Genomic DNA, 19280 nt, shown 5'->3' on the forward strand with positions numbered 1-19280 from the left:
TAACCTACTTGACGCGCTTATAGAACGGCAGCGCGACCACTTCGAACGGCTCAGCTTTTCCGCGGAGGTCGACGTCCACGATCGTGCCGGGTTCTGAATGCTCGACGTCGACATACGCCAACGCCACCGGGTAACCGAGGGTCGGGCTTGGCTGGCCGGAGGTGACTTCGCCGATGAGTGAGCCGTCCTTGAGGACCGAGTAGTGGGCGCGGGCCGCACGTCGCCCGGTTCCCTTGAGGCCGACGAGCTTCTGTCCGATGGTGGAACCGACGCCCGCGGCCTTGATAGCAGTCAGGGCTTCCTTGCCAATGAAGTCGCTTTCCTTGGCCAGAGAGACCACCGGTCCCAGTCCGGCCGCGTAGGCGTTGACGTAGCGGGACAGTTCGTTGCCGTAGAGCGGCATACCCGCTTCGAGGCGCAGGGAGTCACGTGCTGCGAGCCCTGCGGGGATGAGGCCGTGGCCTTCGCCGACTTCGAGGAGGGCTTCCCACAGGCCAGCTGCGTCAACGTTCGGAATGTAGATCTCGAAGCCGTCTTCGCCGGTGTAACCAGTGCGGGCCAGCAACAAGTCCTGCCCGTTAATCTCAACCTCAACAGCGGCGTAGTACTTCAGTTCGGTCACGAGGGCATGCTGCTCGGCGGGAACCAAAGTCAGCAGAATGGCCTCCGCGTTCGGACCCTGTACGGCGATAAGCGAAGTCTCGGCAGAGGCGTCCTGGACGACGACGTCGAAGCCCGCGGCCCGCTCCAGCAGAGCCGCCGCAACTACCTTGGCGTTGCCCGCGTTCGGGACCACGAGGTACTTGTCTTCAGCGCGACGGTAAGAAATGAGGTCGTCGATGATGCCGCCGTCGGCGTTGCAGATCAGCGAGTACTTGGCCTTGCCCACTGCGATCGCGGACAACTTGCCCACGAGCGCGAAATCCAGGAAGGCGGCCGCGTCCGGGCCGCTGACCCAAACTTCACCCATGTGGGAGAGATCGAACAGGCCGGCTGCGTTGCGGACTGCGTGGTGCTCCGCGAGTTCGGACTCGTATTTAAGGGGCATCTGCCAGCCGCCGAAATCCGTGAAGGACGCGCCGGCCTTTTTGTGCTGCTCATAAAGAGCGGTGTAGTTCTCAGTCATGTCGGGGTCCTTTAGTTTTCGAACGCTTCGAGGGGCGGGCAGGAGCAAACCAGGTTCCGGTCGCCCGCAGCGCCGTCGATGCGACCCACCGGCGGGAAGTACTTGTCCTGCTTCAGGCTTTGGACCGGGAACGCTGCCTGCTCACGTGTGTAGTCGCGGTCCCAGTCGGAATTTACGACGGCGGCAGCCGTGTGAGGCGCGTTGCGCAGCGGCGAGTTCTCAACAGTGAAATCGCCGGCGGCGACCTGCTCGATTTCGGCACGGATGGTGATCATGGCCTCGATGAAGCGGTCGATCTCAGCCAGGTCTTCGGACTCCGTGGGCTCCACCATCAAAGTGCCAGCAACGGGGAACGCCAGGGTGGGAGCGTGGAAACCGAAGTCGATCAGCCGCTTGGCCACGTCTTCAGCGGTGACGCCTGTGCGGGCAGTCAGTTCGCGCAGGTCCAGGATGCACTCGTGAGCAACGAGTCCACCTTCACCCGTGTAGAGAACCGGGAAGTGCTCATCCAAGCGGGAGGCAACGTAGTTTGCGGCAAGCAGCGCAGACTTGGTGGCTTCCGTCAGCCCCTGGCCACCCATCAGCTTCACGTACGCCCAGGAAATCGGCAGTACCCCAGCGGAACCGTAGCGCGAGGCCGAGATGGCCACGCCTCCTTCGGACGAAACATTGTTCGCATCCCCCGGCATGAACGGCGCCAGGTGTGCCTTGGCAGCAACCGGACCAACGCCGGGTCCTCCGCCGCCGTGCGGGATGCAGAAGGTCTTGTGCAGGTTCAGGTGGGACACGTCGCCGCCGAACTTGCCCGGCTGGGCCAAACCAACCAGCGCGTTGAGGTTGGCACCGTCCACGTACACCTGGCCGCCGGCTGCGTGGATCGCGTCGCAGACCTCGCGCACGTCAGCGTCGTAGACACCGTGGGTTGACGGGTAGGTGATCATGATGCAGGACAGGACGTCCTTGTTGGCTTCGATTTTGGCGGTCAGGTCCGCGTGGTCGATGGTGCCGTCGGCAGCCGTTGCCACCACAACAACCTTCATTCCGGCCAGCACAGCCGAGGCCGCGTTGGTGCCGTGGGCCGAGGCCGGGATCAGGCAGACAGTGCGCTGCTCATCGCCACGGGACAGGTGGTAGCCGCGGATCGCGAGCAGGCCCGCGAGCTCGCCCTGGGAACCGGCGTTCGGCTGGATGGAAACTTGGTCGTAGCCGGTGATCTCGGTGAGGTCAGCTTCCAAACCCTCAATCAGTTCGCGCCAACCCGCGGTCTGGGAGTCCGGAGCGAACGGGTGGATGGAGGCGAACTCGGGCCAGGAAATGGCTTCCATCTCGGCCGTGGCGTTCAGCTTCATGGTGCACGAACCCAGCGGGATCATGGTGCGATCCAGTGCGAGGTCCCGGTCGGACAGCTTGCGGATGTAGCGCAACAGCTGCGTTTCGGAACGGTGCGTGTTGAACACCGGGTGCTGCAGGAAATCGCTGGTTCGGACCACATCTGAGGGCAGTTCGAACCCGGAAGCGTCCCCTACCGGACCGGCGCCAAAGGCAACAGCCACCGCGGAGAGGACCTCCGGCGTCGTGGTTTCATCAACCGAGACGCCCACGGTGTCAGCGTCGATGAGCCGCAGGTTGATGCCGCGGGCTTCGGCGGCGGCGATGACCTTGTCTGCCTTGCCGGGGACGCGAACGGTAAGGGTGTCGAAGAAGGATGCGGATACGAGTTCGCGGCCGGCCTTCTGCAGGGTCGCAGCCAAAACACGGGCGTGGCCGTGGACGGTTTCAGCAATCGCCTTCAGGCCTTCCGGACCGTGGTAAACCGCGTACATCGAAGCCACGATCGCGAGCAGTGCCTGGGCCGTGCAGATGTTGGACGTGGCCTTCTCGCGGCGGATGTGCTGCTCACGAGTCTGCAGGGCGAGGCGGTACGCGGGTACGCCGGCGTTGTCCTTGGAGACTCCCACGATGCGGCCCGGAAGCGTGCGCTCCATGCCTTCGCGGACGGCCATGTAGGCTGCGTGGGGGCCGCCGAAGAACAGCGGAACGCCAAAGCGCTGCGCAGTTCCGACGGCGATATCGGCACCCTGTTCGCCTGGGGGCGTGATGAGGGTGAGCGCCAGCAGGTCTGCTGCCACAGTGACCAGGGCACCGCGTTCCTTGGCCTCGGCGATCACAGAGGAGTGGTCGAAGACGCGGCCGGAAACGCCGGGTTGCTGCAGGACGACGCCGTTGATGTCGCCGTCGGGCAGTCCGAGAGAAAGGTCAGCGACCTCAACCTCGAAGCCGAGCGCTTCGGCGCGGCCTTTCACGATCGCGATGGTCTGCGGGAGGAGGTCGGCGTCCAGGACCGTCTTGCCGTCCTTGGCGGTCTTGGACTTGTTGGCGCGACGCATGAGCAGCACCGCCTCGGCCACAGCGGTTGCTTCATCCAGCAGCGAAGCGTTGGCCACGGGAAGCCCCGTGAGGTCCTGCACCATGGTCTGGAAGTTCAGGAGCGCTTCAAGGCGGCCCTGGGAAATTTCCGGCTGATAGGGCGTGTAGGCCGTGTACCAGGCCGGGGCTTCGAGGATGTTGCGGCGGATGACCGGCGGCGTCACGGTGTCGTAGTAGCCCTGGCCGATCATCTGAACGGCCGTCTTGTTCTTGGACGCGAGCTTGCGAAGCTCGGCCAGGACCTGCACCTCGGTGAGGGCATCCTGCAGCTTGAGCGCCGTGTCCTGGCGAATGGAATCGGGGACAGCAACGTCTACCAGGCCGTCGACCGAGTCGTAGCCGATGGCCTTGAGCATGGTGTCAACGTGGGCTTGGCGACGTGCGCCGATGTGCCGGTCCGCGAAGGCGGTGGGGGTTGATTGAACAGTCAAGAGGAACTCCATGATTCAGGCGCCCAGTGAGCGCCACGATGATGTGGGTTCCTCCCCGCTCTGTATTGGACCTGAGAGATTCCGCAGGAATGGTTGCCTGCTTGCACCGTCGGTGAGCCCGGTTACCCGGACTGCTTTCCAGAGTTGCCTCGCCGTGGCGGTACGTGGGCCTGAGAGATTCCTGGGGAGGATTTGCTCCTACGGCGCCTGACTGGATGTACCGGCAGGACTCTCCCGCCACAGATCAAAAGCATTGCGTCACCCGTGGGTGACACGGTTCACACCATAGCTGGTTCCCCGTGAAACGCGCAACCACGGCCTCTACTTTTTCATGGCCTCGTGGATCTGCAGGGCGAACCAGAGCTGCGCCACCGTGGACGTTTCGCCCATGTCCAGCCCCGTCAATTCACCGATTTTCCGCATGCGGTAGATGATGGTCTGCCGGTGCGCGAAGAGCGCCGCAGCTGTCTTCTGCCAGGACCTTTGCGTGTCCAAATAGGTCCTCAGCGTGACGATGAGATCGCCTTCCTGGCTCTGCTCGTAGTCAAAAATCGGGCCGAGAAGGCGCCGGACCAGCGCCGTTCCTTCCTCGAAACCCGTCAGTCCGAGCCACGAAGGTCCCTGAGCGTAGCGGGACAGGCCAAGCTTGTTCGCCCGGGCGGAACCGAGCGCCCAGAGGGACTCCTGCAGGGCCCGTTGAATACCCGCAACCGCGGCCGGAGCACTGACCCCGATCGCGGCGCCGGGACCGGCACAATGCACCAGGACATTCTCCGGCACATCCGCGGGGACCACGACGTGAAGCCTGTTGTTGCGCCTCAGAGAGGCGGCCGAAACTCCGTGACGCCAAAGTTCGATGTGGACGCCCGCCAGCCGGTCGCCGTCGTCCGCTGAAACCGAGGCCACCAGGAAATCCTGTGTTGGGACATCGAAAGCCGCCAGCCTGCTTTCCATTTCCGCTGTCCCCAAACGGCCATCGATCGCCTGCAACAGGAACTCGCCCGCAAGCCGATGCCGCCCTTCAAGGGACAGGACGATGCGCGAAAGCTGCAGTCCCAGCACGGTTGCGGCGTGGAGAAGCACGACGGCGTCCGGGTGCGGTTCGCTGTTGGGCAACACCACCAAGAGCGCGTTGGCGTGGGTCGGAATGTCCATGGTCAGCACATGCCTGCCCCGAACCCTGTGCCACTGGAAGTTCTTTCCAGCAAGGGACACCTGTCCGGACAGCGGCGCCCATTCGTCTGCCAGGAACACCGGAAGCGGCCGGCCCTCAGGATGCCAGGGATGGAGGCAGCGCCGGTCCACCACGAAGAGCTCCGAATCGAGTTCGGTGGCCAACCGCTGGACCAGGCTCTGCCAATGGTCCTCGGACGCCCCAGCCGTCCGGAGAAGGTCGTAGACCCGCGCGGTTTGGCGCAGGCGACGCGATTCCTCCAACAGTGATGCCTCGGCAACCGAGCGGGCGATGGCGATGAACGGCAAGGGGTATGGGATGTTGATGAGAGGCAACGGCAGGCGGTCGCAGGCTTCCAGGAACTCCGGCAACAGCTCCGGTGCATGCATCTTCTCGCCGATGGCCAGGGCGCTGGCACCGGAGTCCATCAGCGCCTCGGCGAGCGCCACCTGGCCTGCCGCGTCCGCGGGAATGGAGAGCCCGTTGGTCATCATCAGCTCACCGCCCGTCACCCATTCCCAGAGCCGCGGCAGGTCTGAGGTGTGGGCCCAGATGATCCGGTTATCGCGGCCTGCCGCCCCCGCCAGGAGCGTCAGGCCCAGCTGCGGTTCAGCCACAAGTTCGGCGACGGTAATTGCCATGGGTTGGGCTCCCCTGTTCCTCTAGGATGGCGGCTTTTCGGGGCGTTTAGACATATGTCTAAGTGGCTCGGCCATTTGTAGTCAATGTACCGCTATTCGCAGTGACCGGCGTCACCAAGAATTGAAGTACGCACTTCCAGCTCAACGGCGAGCAACCCCTCAACCCAAGGATCCGGAATGACAATCCATAAGCCCATCGGCCCTGTCGACGCAACCAAAGTCCCCCGGTATGCAGGCCTCGGCACCTTCGCCCGTCTCCCCCAAATTGACCGCGTCCCGGACTACGACATCGCGATCGTAGGCGTTCCGTTCGACGGCGGAACTTCCTTCCGGCCTGGCGCACGTTTCGGCCCTGCCGCGGTCCGCGAGGCCTCGCGTCTCCTGCGCCCGGGCTACCACCCGGAGCTCGACGTCGAGCCGGTCGACGAGGTCCAGGTAGTGGACGCAGGCGACATCGCCTGCACACCGTACGACATCACCCGCGCTGTCCGTGAAATCGAAGAGCAGGCACTCCCCCTGATCAGCGAGGATAAGCGGCTTATCTCGATCGGCGGCGACCACACTATCGCCCTGCCGATGCTCAGGGCCCTGAACAAGGTCCACGGTCCCGTGGCTTTGCTGCACTTCGATGCCCACTTGGATACGTGGGACACCTACTTCGACCAGCCGATCACGCACGGAACCATCTTCCGCCGGGCGTTCGAGGAAGGCCTCCTTGTGGAGGACAAGTCAATGCACGTCGGCATCCGCGGCCCTGTATATGACCGCAACGACTTCCTGCGGGACCACGAGTTCGGGTTCCAGATCATCCGCTGCTCGGACCTGGACGTCATCGGTGTCCCGGCTGCAATCCAGCAGGTGAAGGACAGGCTCGGCGACACCCCTGTCTACGTTTCCATCGACATCGACGTCCTGGACCCGGCCTTCGCACCCGGAACCGGCACGCCGGAGATGGGCGGGCTCCATTCCCGCGAACTCCTAGCCCTGCTCCGCGGACTGAACGGCATCAACATTGTGGGTGCCGACGTCGTGGAAGTCGCTCCGGCCTACGACCATGCGGACATCACAACAGTCGCTGCCGCCACCCTTGTTTTCGACCTTCTTGGCTTGATGGTGAACCGCAGCAAGGCCACCGCTGACCGCGAATTGGCTTCGGCTTCCCGGAGCGCATCATGAACGCGCCCTCGACTGAGGTCCCCCGCCTCGAGGACAAAACCATCCAGCCGATCCCGTTGAACGAGCGACACGGCAAGGCCAGGGACCTCTTCACCATCTGGTTCGGCTCCAACATCATGATCATGACCATCGTGACCGGCGGACTCGCCACAACGGTGTTCGGACTCGGTTTCGTGCCGGCGCTTGTGGGCATCATCATCGGCAACCTGGTGGGCGGCATCTTCATGGCGCTGCACTCGGCCCAAGGCCCGCAACTGGGTGTGGCCCAGATGATCCAGACACGCGGCCAGTTCGGCTCCTTCGGCGCCCTGTTGATCGTGGTGATCGTTGTCATCATGTACGTCGGCTTCTTCGCCGCAAACCTCGTCTTTGGCGGAGAAGCGATGGCCGCCGTCAGCCCCGGCATCAGTGTAGATGGCGGCATCATCATCATCGGCGTGGTCAGCGTTATAGCCACGATCTTCGGCTACCGGCTCATTCACGCCTATGCCCGCATCCTCAGCGTTGCGGCGGGGCTTGCGTTGTTGCTGGCCTTTGGCTGGATCCTGATGGTCCACGGCCTGCCCGGCAGCTTCCTTGAGCAGGGCAACTTCAACTGGGTTGGCTTCATGGGAACCATCTCCGTCTCCGCCCTGTGGCAACTTGCCTACGCACCCTACGTTTCCGATTACTCCCGCTACATGCCGCAGGGCACGGGCTCAGCACCGGCGTTCTGGGCCTCCTACTCCGGCTGCGTCCTGGGAACGTTGTTCCCCATGATCCTGGGCGCCTTGGTGGGTACGCTTGCCATGACCATGAGCGCCGAGAACGTCGAAATCGTGGGCAGCCTGGGTGCGTTACTGCAGCCGTGGACCCTGATCATCGTGGGCATCTTCTGCCTGGGTGTCGCGGCATCGAACGCCATGAACCTCTACTGCGGCGTCCTGTGCACCTTGACCATCGGCCAAACGTTCAGGCCCTCCTGGTTGCCCCGCGCCAAGACCCGCAGCATCGCGGCGGTCATCCTGTTCGTCGTCGCAGTCTCCATCGCTTTGTTCGCCCGCGACAACTTCATCCTCTTCTACACCAACTTCCTCTCCTTCCTGATGTACGTCCTGGTTCCCTGGACGGCCATCAACCTGGTGGACTACTACCTTCTTCGGCACGGCGACTACCGGGTTGAAGACTTCTTCAAGCGCGACGGCGGCGTGTACGGGCGGTTCAATTGGGTCGCCATCGGCTCCTACGTGGCAGGCGCCCTGATCCAGGTTCCTTTCTCGGCAACGGCAATCTACACAGGCCCGCTGGCCGCCGCGTTGGGCGGCGTCGACATCTCCTGGATCGTGGGCCTGGTGGTGGTTGCTCCCCTCTACTACTTCGCGGCCCGCGTGTTCCGGAAAAAGACGGACGCCGCCCCCTTTCCAGCCCCTGCACTCGCAAACTGACCTCATCTGAAAGCGAATCGTCATGACCCTCACAGACATGTCCCACCTGGAAACCGTCCAATTCACCGTTCGACGCGCCACCTCTGACCACGCTGGCAGCCTGCAGCTGCCTCTGCCTCCCGCCAGGCACTTCATCAACGGATCGTTCGTCCAGGGTTCCACCGGTGAGCTGATCGACGTCGTGGACCCCACCACCGAGCAGGTCATCGCCTCAGTGCAGGCGGGCACGGCGGATGATGTCGACGCCGCTGTACAGGCCGCCGTCGTCGCGCAAAAATCCTGGGGTGCCACCACCCCCAAGGAGCGCGCGGATGTCCTGAACCTGATCGCCAACATCATTGAAGAGAACCGGCAGGCGTTCGAGCTCATCGAGTCCGCCAATACCGGCAAACCGCAGGCGGTGGCCGAGGACGACGTCACCAGCACCATCGATACGTTCCGCTTCATGGCCGGGGCCTCCCGCACGCTGACGTCGATGGCCGGCGGTGACTACGCCACGGACCACACCTCCGTGATCCTCCGGGAACCCGTGGGCGTGGTGGGTGTCATCACGCCGTGGAACTACCCGCTGCTCATGGCCGCCTGGAAGATCGCGCCCATCCTTGCCGCTGGCAACAGCATCGTCCTCAAGCCGTCCGAGCAAACACCACTGTCCACCTTGAAGTTGGCAGAACTGCTCGCCGGACGGATCCCGGATGGGATTCTCAACGTGGTTACCGGCCAAGGCCGAACGGTGGGACAACGGCTCTCGGAGCACCCGGACATCGCACTCGTGGCGTTGACCGGCAGCGTGGTCAGCGGGCAGGCCGTGGCTGAAACGGCCGCCAGGACTGTTAAGCGCGTCCACCTGGAACTCGGCGGCAAGGCACCTGTTGTTGTCTTCCCTGACGCCGACCTCCGTGCTGCCGCTGCTGGAGTCCGCAACGCAGGATTCTGGAATGCCGGCCAGGACTGCGGCGCTGCCTGCCGCGTGCTGGTGCACGAGTCCGTGGCCGAGGAATTCACGCAGCACTTGGTGCGTGAGGTGGGCACCCTGATAGTCGGCGCTCCGGAAGCAGGCGAGGACGTGGAAATCGGCCCCATGATTTCCCGGCCACACTTTGAACGCGTCAAGGAATCCCTGGCCGAAGCCCGCGACGCCGGACTTCATGTGGCCATTGGCGGTTCGGCGCTGGAGGGTCCCGGCTACTTCATCGAACCAACAGTCATCTCCAACGTTCCAGCCGGAGCCCACATTGCCACCCACGAAATCTTCGGCCCAGTGGTCACCGTGGAGACTTTCTCTTCCACTGAAGAGGCCGTGACGCGTGCCAACGAGAGCCCCTACGGGTTGTCCGCGTCGGTGTGGACCAAGGACTCCAGTCTGTCTCTCCGAATTCCCAAGCAACTCGACTTCGGCACCGTCTGGGTCAATGCGCACCTTGTCCTGGCCTGCGAGGTACCGTGGGGCGGGTTCAAGGGATCCGGCTACGGCCGCGACCTCTCGCTCTACGCGTTGGACGATTACTCCCGCACCAAGCACGTGATGATCAACCACGGCGCATGAGCATCCAGACAAGCAACGGAGCTTTCACGATGACCACCAATGTTTCCCGGCCTGCCTCTTTGCCAGGGGCAGCCACTCCTTCCGCCCCGTTCGGAACGGACGTCACCTGGACCAACTGGGGCGGAAACCAGAGCGCGACGCCCGCCTTTACGGTTCGGCCCAGGAACGAACAGGAAGCGCTCGACGCCGTCCGTTTCGCCATCCGCGAAGGGTTGCCAGTGCGGGCGGTCGGTTCAGGGCATTCGTCCTCTCCTCTGGTTCAGACCGGCGGCGTGCTGATGGATATGTCCGGCCTCACGGCGATCACCGGCACGGACACCGTTGGGCGCCGGGCCAGGGCGTTGGCGGGAACCACCATCAATGCTTTCGGCGATGCCTTGTGGGAGCAAGGGTTGGCTTTGGGGAACCAGGGGGACATCGACAAGCAGCAGATCGCCGGCGCCCTCGCCACCAGCACGCACGGCTCGGGCAAGAACCTGGGCAGCTTCTCCTCCAACCTTCGCTGGGTGAAGCTGATCAATGGCTACGGCGAGATCGTGGAAATCGGAGAGGGCCAGCTCCGCGAACTCCGCGCCGCCCAGGTCGCTTTGGGCACTCTCGGGATCTTCCTGGAAGTGGAACTGGCAGTGGAGGACAGCTACTACCTGCAGGAGCAGATCACCTATCCCACGTGGGCGGAAACCACGTCCACCTGGCAGGCCGACATCGACAGCAACAGGCACTACTCATTCCTGTGGTGCCCCGAGGATGACTCGTGCGAACTCCTGGATTTGCCCGGATCTCCTGAGCACGCCATGGGTGGCCGCAGCTACACCAAGCGGTACAACGTGGCGCAGATCCCGGACGAAAGCTACATCTCGGACGTCGAAGGTGCCCGGCTGGACCGCTCGTACCGGATCTACCCTGGCGGCTTCACCACGCAGTTCCACGAGCTTGAGTACTTCGTTCGCAGCGAAGATGGCCTGGCCGCCGTCGAGGCAATCCAGGACCTCATCCGTAGCCGGCACCCGGACCAGAAGTACCCGGTAGAGGTCCGCTGGGTGAAGGCCGACGACGCCTACATGTCCCAGTTCCAAGGCCGCGACAGCACCGTCATCACCCTGACCACCAAACCCGGAACCGACTACTGGCAGTTCTTCCGGGATGCCGATGCCGTGCTGCAGGAATTTGAGCCGCGTGCGCATTGGGGGAAGATCCACTTCATGACCCGGAGCCGGCTGGAACGTCTATATCCGGAGCTTGACACCTTCATCCAGGTCCGCCGCGAGTTCGATCCCAGAGGCATGTTCCTCAACGACCACACCCGGGCCCTCCTGGCCTGATCGGGGAGGATGTGAGTGAGCATCCGCGAAACCCGATGCTCTCTCACATCCCACCCCCCTCCCACCGATGCTCTCTCACATCCACACCCCCTGTCGGCATCCCTCGCTCACATCCTTTGACACCCTCTTGAAACCTCGGAGTGGTAGTTTGATCTCTGCTTGAGCCAGACACCCACACCCAACCGGAGGACATTTCCATGCTTAAGGGTTTCAAGGACTTCATACTTCGCGGCAACGTGATCGAACTGGCTATTGCCGTCGTCATCGGCAGTGCTTTCACGGCACTCGTCGCGGCCTTCACCACGAACATCATCAATCCGGTCATCGCTGCTGCAGGTGGAGTGAACGCCGACGGCCTGGGCTTCCGGATCTGGCAGGACAATCCCGCCACGTTCATCAACTTCGGCGCCGTGCTAACGGCCCTTGTGACGTTCGTGATCACTGCCGGTGTTGTGTACTTCATCTTCGTGGCGCCCATGAACAAGATCAATTCCCTGGTCAAGGACCGCCTCTCCACCGAGGAACCCGAGGAAGAGCCGCTGCCGGCTGACACCGCCCTCCTGGCAGAAATCCGCGACCTTCTTAAGGAAGCTGCCGCCCAGCGCGGTATCGAGCGGGATTCTGACCTCGATTCGGATTCCGTCCGCTAGGACAAATTACCGAGGCGCTTTTCCCGGTTACACAGCTGAGCCCGGCATTCCCCATCCGAGAACGCCGGGCTTTCGCATGTACTCAGAACGTGACGCGCAGGCAACCGATTCGAAACAGGCGCGGGGCAGCATGAAACCATGAAGCCCAAAGCGAGCACTCCCATCACCGCGGACCTCCGCTGCGATGTCTGCGGCCAGTTGCCCGAACCGCCCAAGGCCCGGCTCACCCTGGCCAACATCGCGGTGATGCTTCCCATTGAACTGCTGGTTCATGCCGCAGTTGTGGAAACCCATCTCCCCTACGTGGCCAAGGTCCTCCTGCTGACCGTGACTGCCACAGTCCTGGTTATCTGGGTGGCCGAACCGTCGGCCGCGAAGGTCCTCCGGCGATGGTTGCACGCCCCTGCCCTCCGTCAGCGACGCAAGCTGCACGCTGCTCCGGCCTTGTGGCGTGCTCGGGTCATGCTGCGGGACCAGCCCGGTTCGCTGCAAAAGGTCACCCAGTCCTTGGCCAAGCTGCAGACGAATATCCTCAGTATCCACGTTCACCCGATGGACGGCCCGGGGCGGGAAGGCGCAGCACAAGTAGTGATGGATGAGTTCGTCCTCTCCGCCCCGGGCGAGGTCACCGAGCATGAGCTGCTGAAAGCATTCGACGACGGCGGCGGGCGTGAGTCCCATGTTTGGCCTACCACCGCGCTTGCCATGGCTGATGGCCAAACCAAGGCGTTGAGCCTTGCCACCCGCATTGCCGGGAACCCCCAGGAGCTTCCGCACGCGGTCGCCGAGCTGCTTTCAGCCAAAGTAGTCCCCAACGATCCGGAGAACCTGGCACCGGAGACGAGTGCCGGCGTCGGACCTTCAGCTGAGATCCTCAAGATTCCGACGGCGTGGCAGGGCCCCTTGATTTTCTCCCGTCCGGGCGAGCCGTTTACCCCAGCCGAGTCCGCTCGTGCACACAGGTTGGCTGAGCTGGCCGAGATTCTGGCATACAGTCCTAGCCAAACCCCAAACTCGGCATACCAAACCTAACCGCCGCAGCCTCCCCTCGAGCGCCCGAACGCGGCGTGTGCCTAGAGAATGCCTGGCTTATCCCGCCAGAACAACGCGTAAATGCGAGGAAGTGCGCACCCACGCATCCACACGGTCACATTCCGTTTTTAGATTGGGTATACCAAAACTCTTGACAGTGCCGCCCGTCACATCTAACTTAGATTTTGGGATCCCAAAACGGGATCCCAAACAGACCCGCTACCGGCTGCGGCCCCCGCCACCAAAAGGGCAGGGACCGCAACAGTTGCCGCCGGCACGGGTCCGGCTGCAGCGATATCACGCCCGGCTCATCCCCCCGAAGACATTCCACCCCTGTTGACTCCTCTGAAGGAGAAGCTGTGTCTCCCCAAAACACCCAACTGGCAACCCAGGAAAACCAAGATAACGAGCCCAAAACCGGCAAGGACGGTGTGCAGCGACGCACGAACGTCCGCTGGAAGCTCTTCATCCTGCTCCTGGTCCTGGTCGCCGTCAATTACATCGATCGCGGTTCAATCTCCGTAGCCCTCCCCATCATCCAGAAAGAATTCAACCTCCCGCCCGAGCTTGTGGGGCTTCTGTTGTCGGCGTTCTTCTGGACCTATGCCCTCATGCAAATCCCGGTTGGTTTGCTGATCGACAAGTTTGGCCCACGCAAAGTCGTTACCGCTTCCTGCATTGGTTGGGGTGCCGCTACTGCCGCCTCAGGTTTCGCAGGTGGATTCCTCAGCATGTTCATCGCCCGCCTTGGCATCGGTGTTACAGAGGCCGGCGTCATGCCTGCCGGTGGCAAGCTCAACGCCATCTGGATGCACAAGAAGGAACGTGGCCGCGGCGCCACTATCCTCGACGCCGGAGCTCCCTTGGGTGCCGGCCTGGGCGGTATCCTCATCACCTGGCTGATTGCCTCCACCGGCAGCTGGCGGATGTCCTTCATCATCGCCGGCGCCGCCACCGTCCTCATGGGCTTGGCCGTCTGGTGGTACATCCGGGACAATCCCCGCCAGCACAAGGGCGTCAACGACGCCGAAGCCGACTACATCGAGGCTTCACACGCCGAAGATGACGCCGAGGCCGCCAAGGAAGGCGCCCAGGGCAAGCGCGCCCTGCTCCCCTACCTCAAGTTCCGTTCCTTCTGGGCCATGTGCTTTGGCTGGCTTGGTTTCAATGGCGTGTTCTACGGCCTTCTCACCTGGGGCCCGCTTTACCTGGCACAAGCCAAGGGCTTCGATTTGAAGACCATCGGCTGGTCCACTTTCGTGATCTTCGGCGCCGGGTTCGTCGGCGAAATTCTCGGCGGGATCATCGCGGACAAGTGGCGGGCATCCGGCGCCTCGGCGAACCGGGTCATGCGTACCCTGCTGGGCTTCTCCAGCGTCGTAGTGGTGGGCGGCCTCGTAGGCGTCACCGTGGTCGCTGACCCGATCACCGCCGTCGTTCTTCTCTCGGTAGTCCTGTTCTTCCTGCGCTGGGTTGGCCTGTTCTGGTCCATCCCGTCTATCTTGGGCGGCCGAACCAATGCCGGTGTGCTCGGTGGCGCCATGAACTTCAGCGGCAACATTGCCGGATTCGTCACCCCGATTGTGGTAGGCCTGATTGTCGGGGCCACGGGCTCCTACACCTGGGCGCTGCTTTACTTTGTTGGATCCGCGGTCATCATGGGCATCTCTGTCCTGGCCTTGGATTACAACAAGCGACTCCCGGTCTAACTCGCCTGACCGGGCCGGCCGGACGGTCCTGAACCGCCGGACGGCCGGAAGCCCGCCTGGTCGCCGGGCGCACTGCCTCACACATCAAGAAATGGAGCTGGAAATGCTAGCCGCAGAAGACACGAACATCACTGACCGCCCCCTCCGGGAGTCAGTGCGTGACACGCTCCGTTCCAGGATTTTTGAGGGGCACTATGCGCCCGGTACCAGGCTGGTGGAGCGGGACCTCGCCGCCGAATTCAACGTTTCCCGCCTGCCCATCCGCGAAGCACTCCGGATGCTGAGGCAGGAAGGACTCATCCGCGATCGCTCTGGCCGCGGTTCCGAGGTCAGTGGCCTAAGCCCCAAGGACGTTGAAGACCTCTTCGACGTCCGTCAATCCCTGGAAGTCCTGGCCTGCCGGCTGGCAGCCAAGCGGGCCACCACCGAGGACCTCCATCACCTCGCTGGCCTGCTCGACGAGGCCGACCGCTGCCTGGCCAAGGGCTCCATCCTGGAAGCCCACCGCGCCAACAGCGATTTCCACGATGCCATCACGGCCATCGCCAACAACGACTTTCTCCGCTCCGCGCTGGAACCACTCCAGGGACGCATGCACTGGCTGTTCCGCCATGTCAGCGACCTCCCGGAACTCATCCAGGAACACCGCGACCTTTACGCTGCAATCGCCAGCGGCGACGCTGATCGCGCCGCTACCCAATCGGCGTCGCACATCGGCAAGTATCGCGAGCAGTTCCCGGAGTCCAGCGACGCTGAGCCCAAGCTGCAACGGAAAAAATCATGAAACTCCTGGTCATCAACCCCAACATCAGTGACGACGTCACGGCACTGATCGAGGCCGAGGCCCTGCGTTCGGCAGGACCGGACACCGAACTGATCGTGCGCACCGCCGGGCACGGCGTGGAATACATTGAAACCCGCTTCGAGTCGCTCATCGCCGCTGGCGCCGTGGCCGAGCTGATCGCCGAATACGCGCACGACGGCGGAGCCAGCCTTGGGCGGGAACGCGGCGGTGCCGCTGTGGACGGCGTCGTTGTGGCTGCTTTCGGGGATCCCGGCATGCCTGCGCTGAAGGAACTCGTGGATGTACCGGTCATCGGCATCACGGAGGCCGCACTTTGCGCGGCAGCACTCCAAGGCCAGCGTTTCTCCATCATCGCCATCTCGGACCGTATCCAGGCCTGGTACCTCGACTGCGTGGAACGCTTCGGTTTTGCCGGCCGCCTCGCCTCCATCCGATCCATCAACCAGAGCCTGAACTCCATTGGCTCCGTGCAGGCCGACTTCAAGGAAACCCTTCTGGCACTTAGCCGGCAGGCCGTCGCAGAGGACGGCGCCGACGTCGTGATCCTTGCAGGTGCGCCGCTCGCCGGACTCGCCCGCGAGCTTGAGGGACAGATCCCGGTGCCCGTGGTCGACGGAATTTCCGCAGGAATCCGGATGACTGAAGCCGTGGTCGCGTTGAAGTCCGGTGTTCACCGCGGCGGTTCGTTCGCGGCGCCGCCGGTCAAGCGCCGGCACGGTCTCTCGGAAAACCTCGACGCCGCCCTGACCGTAGCGCAGTCGGCGCACCTCTCCACGGCGACGGTTCCGGCAACGTCCGGCCAGCCCGCCCGCTAAAACTTCCAAGAACAAGGAGGACAACGATGTCCCAATTCCCCGATCTCGTCATTGCCAACGGCACCGTGGTCAACAGTTTCGGCCGGCAAGCGGCACACGTAGTAGTGGACAGCGGACGCATCGTCCAGCTCATTGACGCTACTGAACCCATTCCCGCGGCAGCACGGACCATTGAAGCGTACGGCCAGTTGGTCATTCCCGGTGGCATCGATGGCCACTGCCATGTTGCCCAAGTGACGGGCCGATTCCGCACTCTGGATGACTACCGGACCACATCAACGGCTGCGCTGTGGGGCGGTACCACCACCATCATCGATTTCGGCATCCCCCGCGATGCCCAGGAGACACCGCTGGAAGCTGTGCTGAACAAGAAGCGGCTCGCCACCGAGTCCCGCTGCGATGTTGCCTTGCACGGCTCGGTTGTCACGTGGGATGAGACGGTCCCGTGGCAGCTTGAGCAGCTCATGGCCGAGGGTGTCCGGTCCGTGAAGATGTACACCACCAACCGCGGTTCAACCATGGCCGATGGCGACACCGTCCTGAAGGTGATGCGCGAAATGGTGCGCTTGGATGGCCTCACCTACATCCACGCAGAGCATGATCCCATCATCACCGACTGCACAGAGCAGCACGTCGCGGATGGCCGCATCGGCATCGAGCACCTGCACCGTACGCGGCCTGAGCTTGCCGAGGAGATCTCGGTCAAGGAAACCCTGGCGATGGCTGAGTACACCGGAGCGCCCGTCTATTTCGTCCATCAGTCCACTCCGGGTGCGGTGGACCTGGTCACCGAGGCCCGCGAGCGCGGTCAGGAAGCGTACTCCGAGACATGCCCGCATTACCTGACCCTGGATGACACCGTCTACGCTTCCACGTTCCCCGAGTGGTACGCCTGCTGCCCGCCGATGCGGAGCGCCGAGACGGTGGCCGCCCTCAAGGAACGCCTCGCCGCCGGGGCCATCCACGCCGTTTCCTCGGACCACTCCTGCTACGACCTCTCGCAAAAACGCGAGCGCACGGACGACGTCCGCTACATGCCCCACGGCCTCCCCGGCGTCGAGACGCGCATGCCCGTGACGTTCACTGCATTGGTCACCGAGTCGGGCGGTTCTGTGGAGGAGTTCGTCGAGGTCTTCTCCGCCGGCCCTGCCAGGATCAACGCAGTGCCGCGCAAGGGCGCGATCGTGGAAGGCTTCGACGCCGACCTCGTGATCTTTGATCCCGCCTTCCAGCAAACCGTCGACGGCGGTGCGCTGCACATGGGGACTGATTTCTCGCCTTTTGAGGGGAAGACGCTCAATGGCTGGCCCGCAGCAGTGATCTCCGCTGGACGAGTGGTCCTTGACGAAGCAGGTTTCCACGATCCCGGTGCGGTGGGTCGCTTCGTGTCCCGCAATGGCTTCACGGAACACCGCGACGCACTCTCTGTTCCTATCATTCCCTCTGCCGAATCCCTCAGCGCCTAGGAGCAACCATGCCTTCAAACAACCGCCCCATCCGCATCGGCATGATCGTGCCGTCCTCCAACACTTGCCTTGAGCCGCAGACGTACCGGATCCTGGGCGATCGCCAGGATGTAACCATCCATTCAACCCGCATACCGGTCACGCGGATCGCCCTGGACGACTCCTCGGACAAGCAATTTGATTCATCGGTAATGCGTGCCGCCGCCGAGTTGCTGGCCACAGCGAATGTGGACGTCATTGCCTGGAACGGCACCTCCGGATCCTGGCTTGGCGCTGCCCACGATCATGCCTTGGTCAGTGAGATCACCGACGCCACCGGCATACCGGCCACCACGTCCACGCTCGCCTACTTGGACGCGTTTTCCACCTTTGGCACCGAGCGAATCGGATTGTTCACGCCCTATACGGCAGACGTGAATGAGGCCGTAATCGGGTCCTACGCCAGGGAAGGCATCAAGACGATCGATCACCGGCACCTAGACCTGACGGATAACGAATCCTTTGGTCGAGTCACCGATGAGGAGATGCTGCCGGGTTCCCTTGAACTGGCCGCCGCCCACCCGGATGCATTGGTCTACCTGTGCACGAATCTTTACGGAGCCAACATCACGGCCGAGGTGGAGGCCCGGACCGGCGTTCCCGTGCTCGACTCGGTGGCGGTGACGCTCTGGCATGCGCTCAAACTCGCTGGCGCACCGCTGCTCGACGCCAAATGGGGCCGCTTGTTGGCTGACGCCGTGGCCTAGTCTTTGTTGTCCTCATCGATGCGTTCGAGCAGCTTGCCGAGGGCATCGCGGATATCGTCGTAGTCGTTCTGGGCTGCCCGACTTTCGGCAGAGATGACCGCGCATCTGTGGATCTTCTTGAAGTCGCCGATAGGGAATTTGTAGTGGCCCTTTTGATCGGCCGGATGGTCGTCGTCCACGCCGAGATACCACTTGGAGTACTCGGCCTGGCCATCCTTCTCCAGGAACTCATTCTCGTCCTTGGTGGACGGGGCGTGCTCACTCCAGTCATCCCGGACGTCCTTGACCACCTTGCCGTCACGGATCAGGTGCTTCGCGTTGTCGAAGGCTTTCTTGTTGAGTTTCACGGTCATGGCGCAACCTCGCTTCGATGTGGCGGTTCGGCATGGGTTGGGTAACTCGTACGGTTCAGCTTAGGACGGCGGCGGATGACCGGGAAGAGCCAGTGCCCGGCGCCCTCCAAGGATTGCATTCAGGGGATGAGCCGTATCCGAAGCCCACTTCCGGGTTCCTTCATCACCAGCCGTCGTTCTATTGCTCCCTGTTGTTTGAGCCATAGAACTTTGCCGTCGGCAGTCACGGCCTCCACCCGGCCTTGGTCCACGATCTTGTTGCCACGCCAGATTTGCACATCCTGGCCAACGAGTGGCCTCCAATCCGTCACCCTCTTGCTTTGTGGTTTGTCGAAGCGGGAATCGGGGGTCGAATACTTCATATCGTCGTGCAATCGCTGACTCCTCGCCATGCATCTTTCCGCAGTCGCCGTCTGGGCAGACTTCTGTACAAAAGA

At 63.0% G+C, this 19280-nt stretch carries 16 protein-coding genes and 1 riboswitch; of the genes, 11 read left to right on the forward strand and 5 right to left on the reverse strand.

The window, feature by feature from the left end; all coding sequences use genetic code 11:
• Nucleotides 1–4: 4 nt before the first annotated feature.
• The 3 genes from gcvT to LDN75_RS23170 form a co-directional block, all read right to left on the reverse strand.
• Nucleotides 5–1126 carry a glycine cleavage system aminomethyltransferase GcvT gene (gene gcvT / locus LDN75_RS23160; protein WP_223935010.1) on the reverse strand — a complete coding sequence of 374 codons (1122 nt, stop codon included), beginning with the start codon at nt 1124–1126 and terminating at the stop codon, nt 5–7.
• A gap of 11 nt (nt 1127–1137) precedes the next feature.
• A complete protein-coding gene (gcvP, locus tag LDN75_RS23165) occupies nt 1138–3984 on the reverse strand; it encodes an aminomethyl-transferring glycine dehydrogenase (RefSeq protein ID WP_223935011.1) in 2847 nt (948 codons plus the stop codon).
• A 148-nt stretch (nt 3985–4132) separates the two neighbouring features.
• Nucleotides 4133–4231, reverse strand: a riboswitch (glycine riboswitch).
• A 74-nt stretch (nt 4232–4305) separates the two neighbouring features.
• The gene (locus LDN75_RS23170; protein ID WP_223935012.1) at nt 4306–5799 is read right to left on the reverse strand and encodes a PucR family transcriptional regulator; all 1494 of its coding nucleotides are present in this window, start codon (nt 5797–5799) and stop codon (nt 4306–4308) included.
• Nucleotides 5800–5976: 177 nt separating this feature from the next.
• Between LDN75_RS23170 and speB the strand changes: the two genes are divergently transcribed.
• From speB to LDN75_RS23225, 11 genes are all read left to right on the forward strand, one after another.
• The gene (gene speB, locus LDN75_RS23175; RefSeq protein WP_223935013.1) at nt 5977–6975 is read left to right on the forward strand and encodes an agmatinase; all 999 of its coding nucleotides are present in this window, start codon (nt 5977–5979) and stop codon (nt 6973–6975) included.
• Nucleotides 6972–8399: a cytosine permease gene (locus tag LDN75_RS23180; protein ID WP_223935014.1), complete on the forward strand. Its 1428-nt coding sequence runs from the start codon at nt 6972–6974 to the stop codon at nt 8397–8399. The genes speB and LDN75_RS23180 overlap by 4 nt, the downstream gene beginning before the upstream one ends.
• Nucleotides 8400–8511: 112 nt before the next feature.
• Nucleotides 8512–9945, forward strand: coding sequence for an aminobutyraldehyde dehydrogenase (locus LDN75_RS23185; RefSeq protein WP_346347180.1), 1434 nt, complete (start codon nt 8512–8514; stop codon nt 9943–9945).
• Nucleotides 9942–11267 carry a D-arabinono-1,4-lactone oxidase gene (locus tag LDN75_RS23190; RefSeq protein ID WP_223935016.1) on the forward strand — a complete coding sequence of 442 codons (1326 nt, stop codon included), beginning with the start codon at nt 9942–9944 and terminating at the stop codon, nt 11265–11267. Before LDN75_RS23185 ends, LDN75_RS23190 begins: the two co-directional genes overlap by 4 nt.
• A 197-nt stretch (nt 11268–11464) precedes the next feature.
• Entirely contained in the window at nt 11465–11917 is a 453-nt protein-coding gene (gene mscL / locus LDN75_RS23195; RefSeq protein ID WP_223935017.1) for a large conductance mechanosensitive channel protein MscL, read from the forward strand.
• A gap of 138 nt (nt 11918–12055) precedes the next feature.
• A complete protein-coding gene (locus tag LDN75_RS23200; RefSeq protein WP_223935018.1) occupies nt 12056–12949 on the forward strand; it encodes an amino acid-binding protein in 894 nt (297 codons plus the stop codon).
• A gap of 359 nt (nt 12950–13308) precedes the next feature.
• On the forward strand, nt 13309–14658 hold the full coding sequence (locus LDN75_RS23205) for an MFS transporter (protein WP_223935019.1): 1350 nt from the start codon (nt 13309–13311) through the stop codon (nt 14656–14658).
• Nucleotides 14659–14761: 103 nt separating this feature from the next.
• Entirely contained in the window at nt 14762–15442 is a 681-nt protein-coding gene (locus LDN75_RS23210; RefSeq protein WP_223935020.1) for a GntR family transcriptional regulator, read from the forward strand.
• On the forward strand, nt 15439–16278 hold the full coding sequence (locus LDN75_RS23215) for an aspartate/glutamate racemase family protein (protein ID WP_223935021.1): 840 nt from the start codon (nt 15439–15441) through the stop codon (nt 16276–16278). The genes LDN75_RS23210 and LDN75_RS23215 overlap by 4 nt, the downstream gene beginning before the upstream one ends.
• A 26-nt stretch (nt 16279–16304) precedes the next feature.
• Complete coding sequence (locus tag LDN75_RS23220; RefSeq protein ID WP_223935022.1) at nt 16305–17744, forward strand: amidohydrolase family protein; 1440 nt, start codon at nt 16305–16307, stop codon at nt 17742–17744.
• Between the two features lie 8 nt (nt 17745–17752).
• Nucleotides 17753–18490 carry an aspartate/glutamate racemase family protein gene (locus tag LDN75_RS23225; protein WP_223935023.1) on the forward strand — a complete coding sequence of 246 codons (738 nt, stop codon included), beginning with the start codon at nt 17753–17755 and terminating at the stop codon, nt 18488–18490.
• Here the strand turns inward: LDN75_RS23225 and LDN75_RS23230 are convergent.
• Together LDN75_RS23230 and LDN75_RS23235 are read right to left on the reverse strand one after the other, a co-directional pair.
• Nucleotides 18487–18843, reverse strand: a complete 357-nt coding sequence (locus LDN75_RS23230) for a hypothetical protein (protein ID WP_223935024.1) — start codon at nt 18841–18843, stop codon at nt 18487–18489. The two genes, LDN75_RS23225 and LDN75_RS23230, sit on opposite strands and share 4 nt — an antisense overlap.
• A 119-nt stretch (nt 18844–18962) precedes the next feature.
• Entirely contained in the window at nt 18963–19217 is a 255-nt protein-coding gene (locus tag LDN75_RS23235; RefSeq protein ID WP_223935025.1) for a hypothetical protein, read from the reverse strand.
• Nucleotides 19218–19280 lie beyond the last annotated feature (63 nt).

The sequence above is a fragment of the Arthrobacter sp. StoSoilB5 genome (assembly GCF_019977235.1).
Lineage (GTDB): Bacteria > Actinomycetota > Actinomycetes > Actinomycetales > Micrococcaceae > Arthrobacter.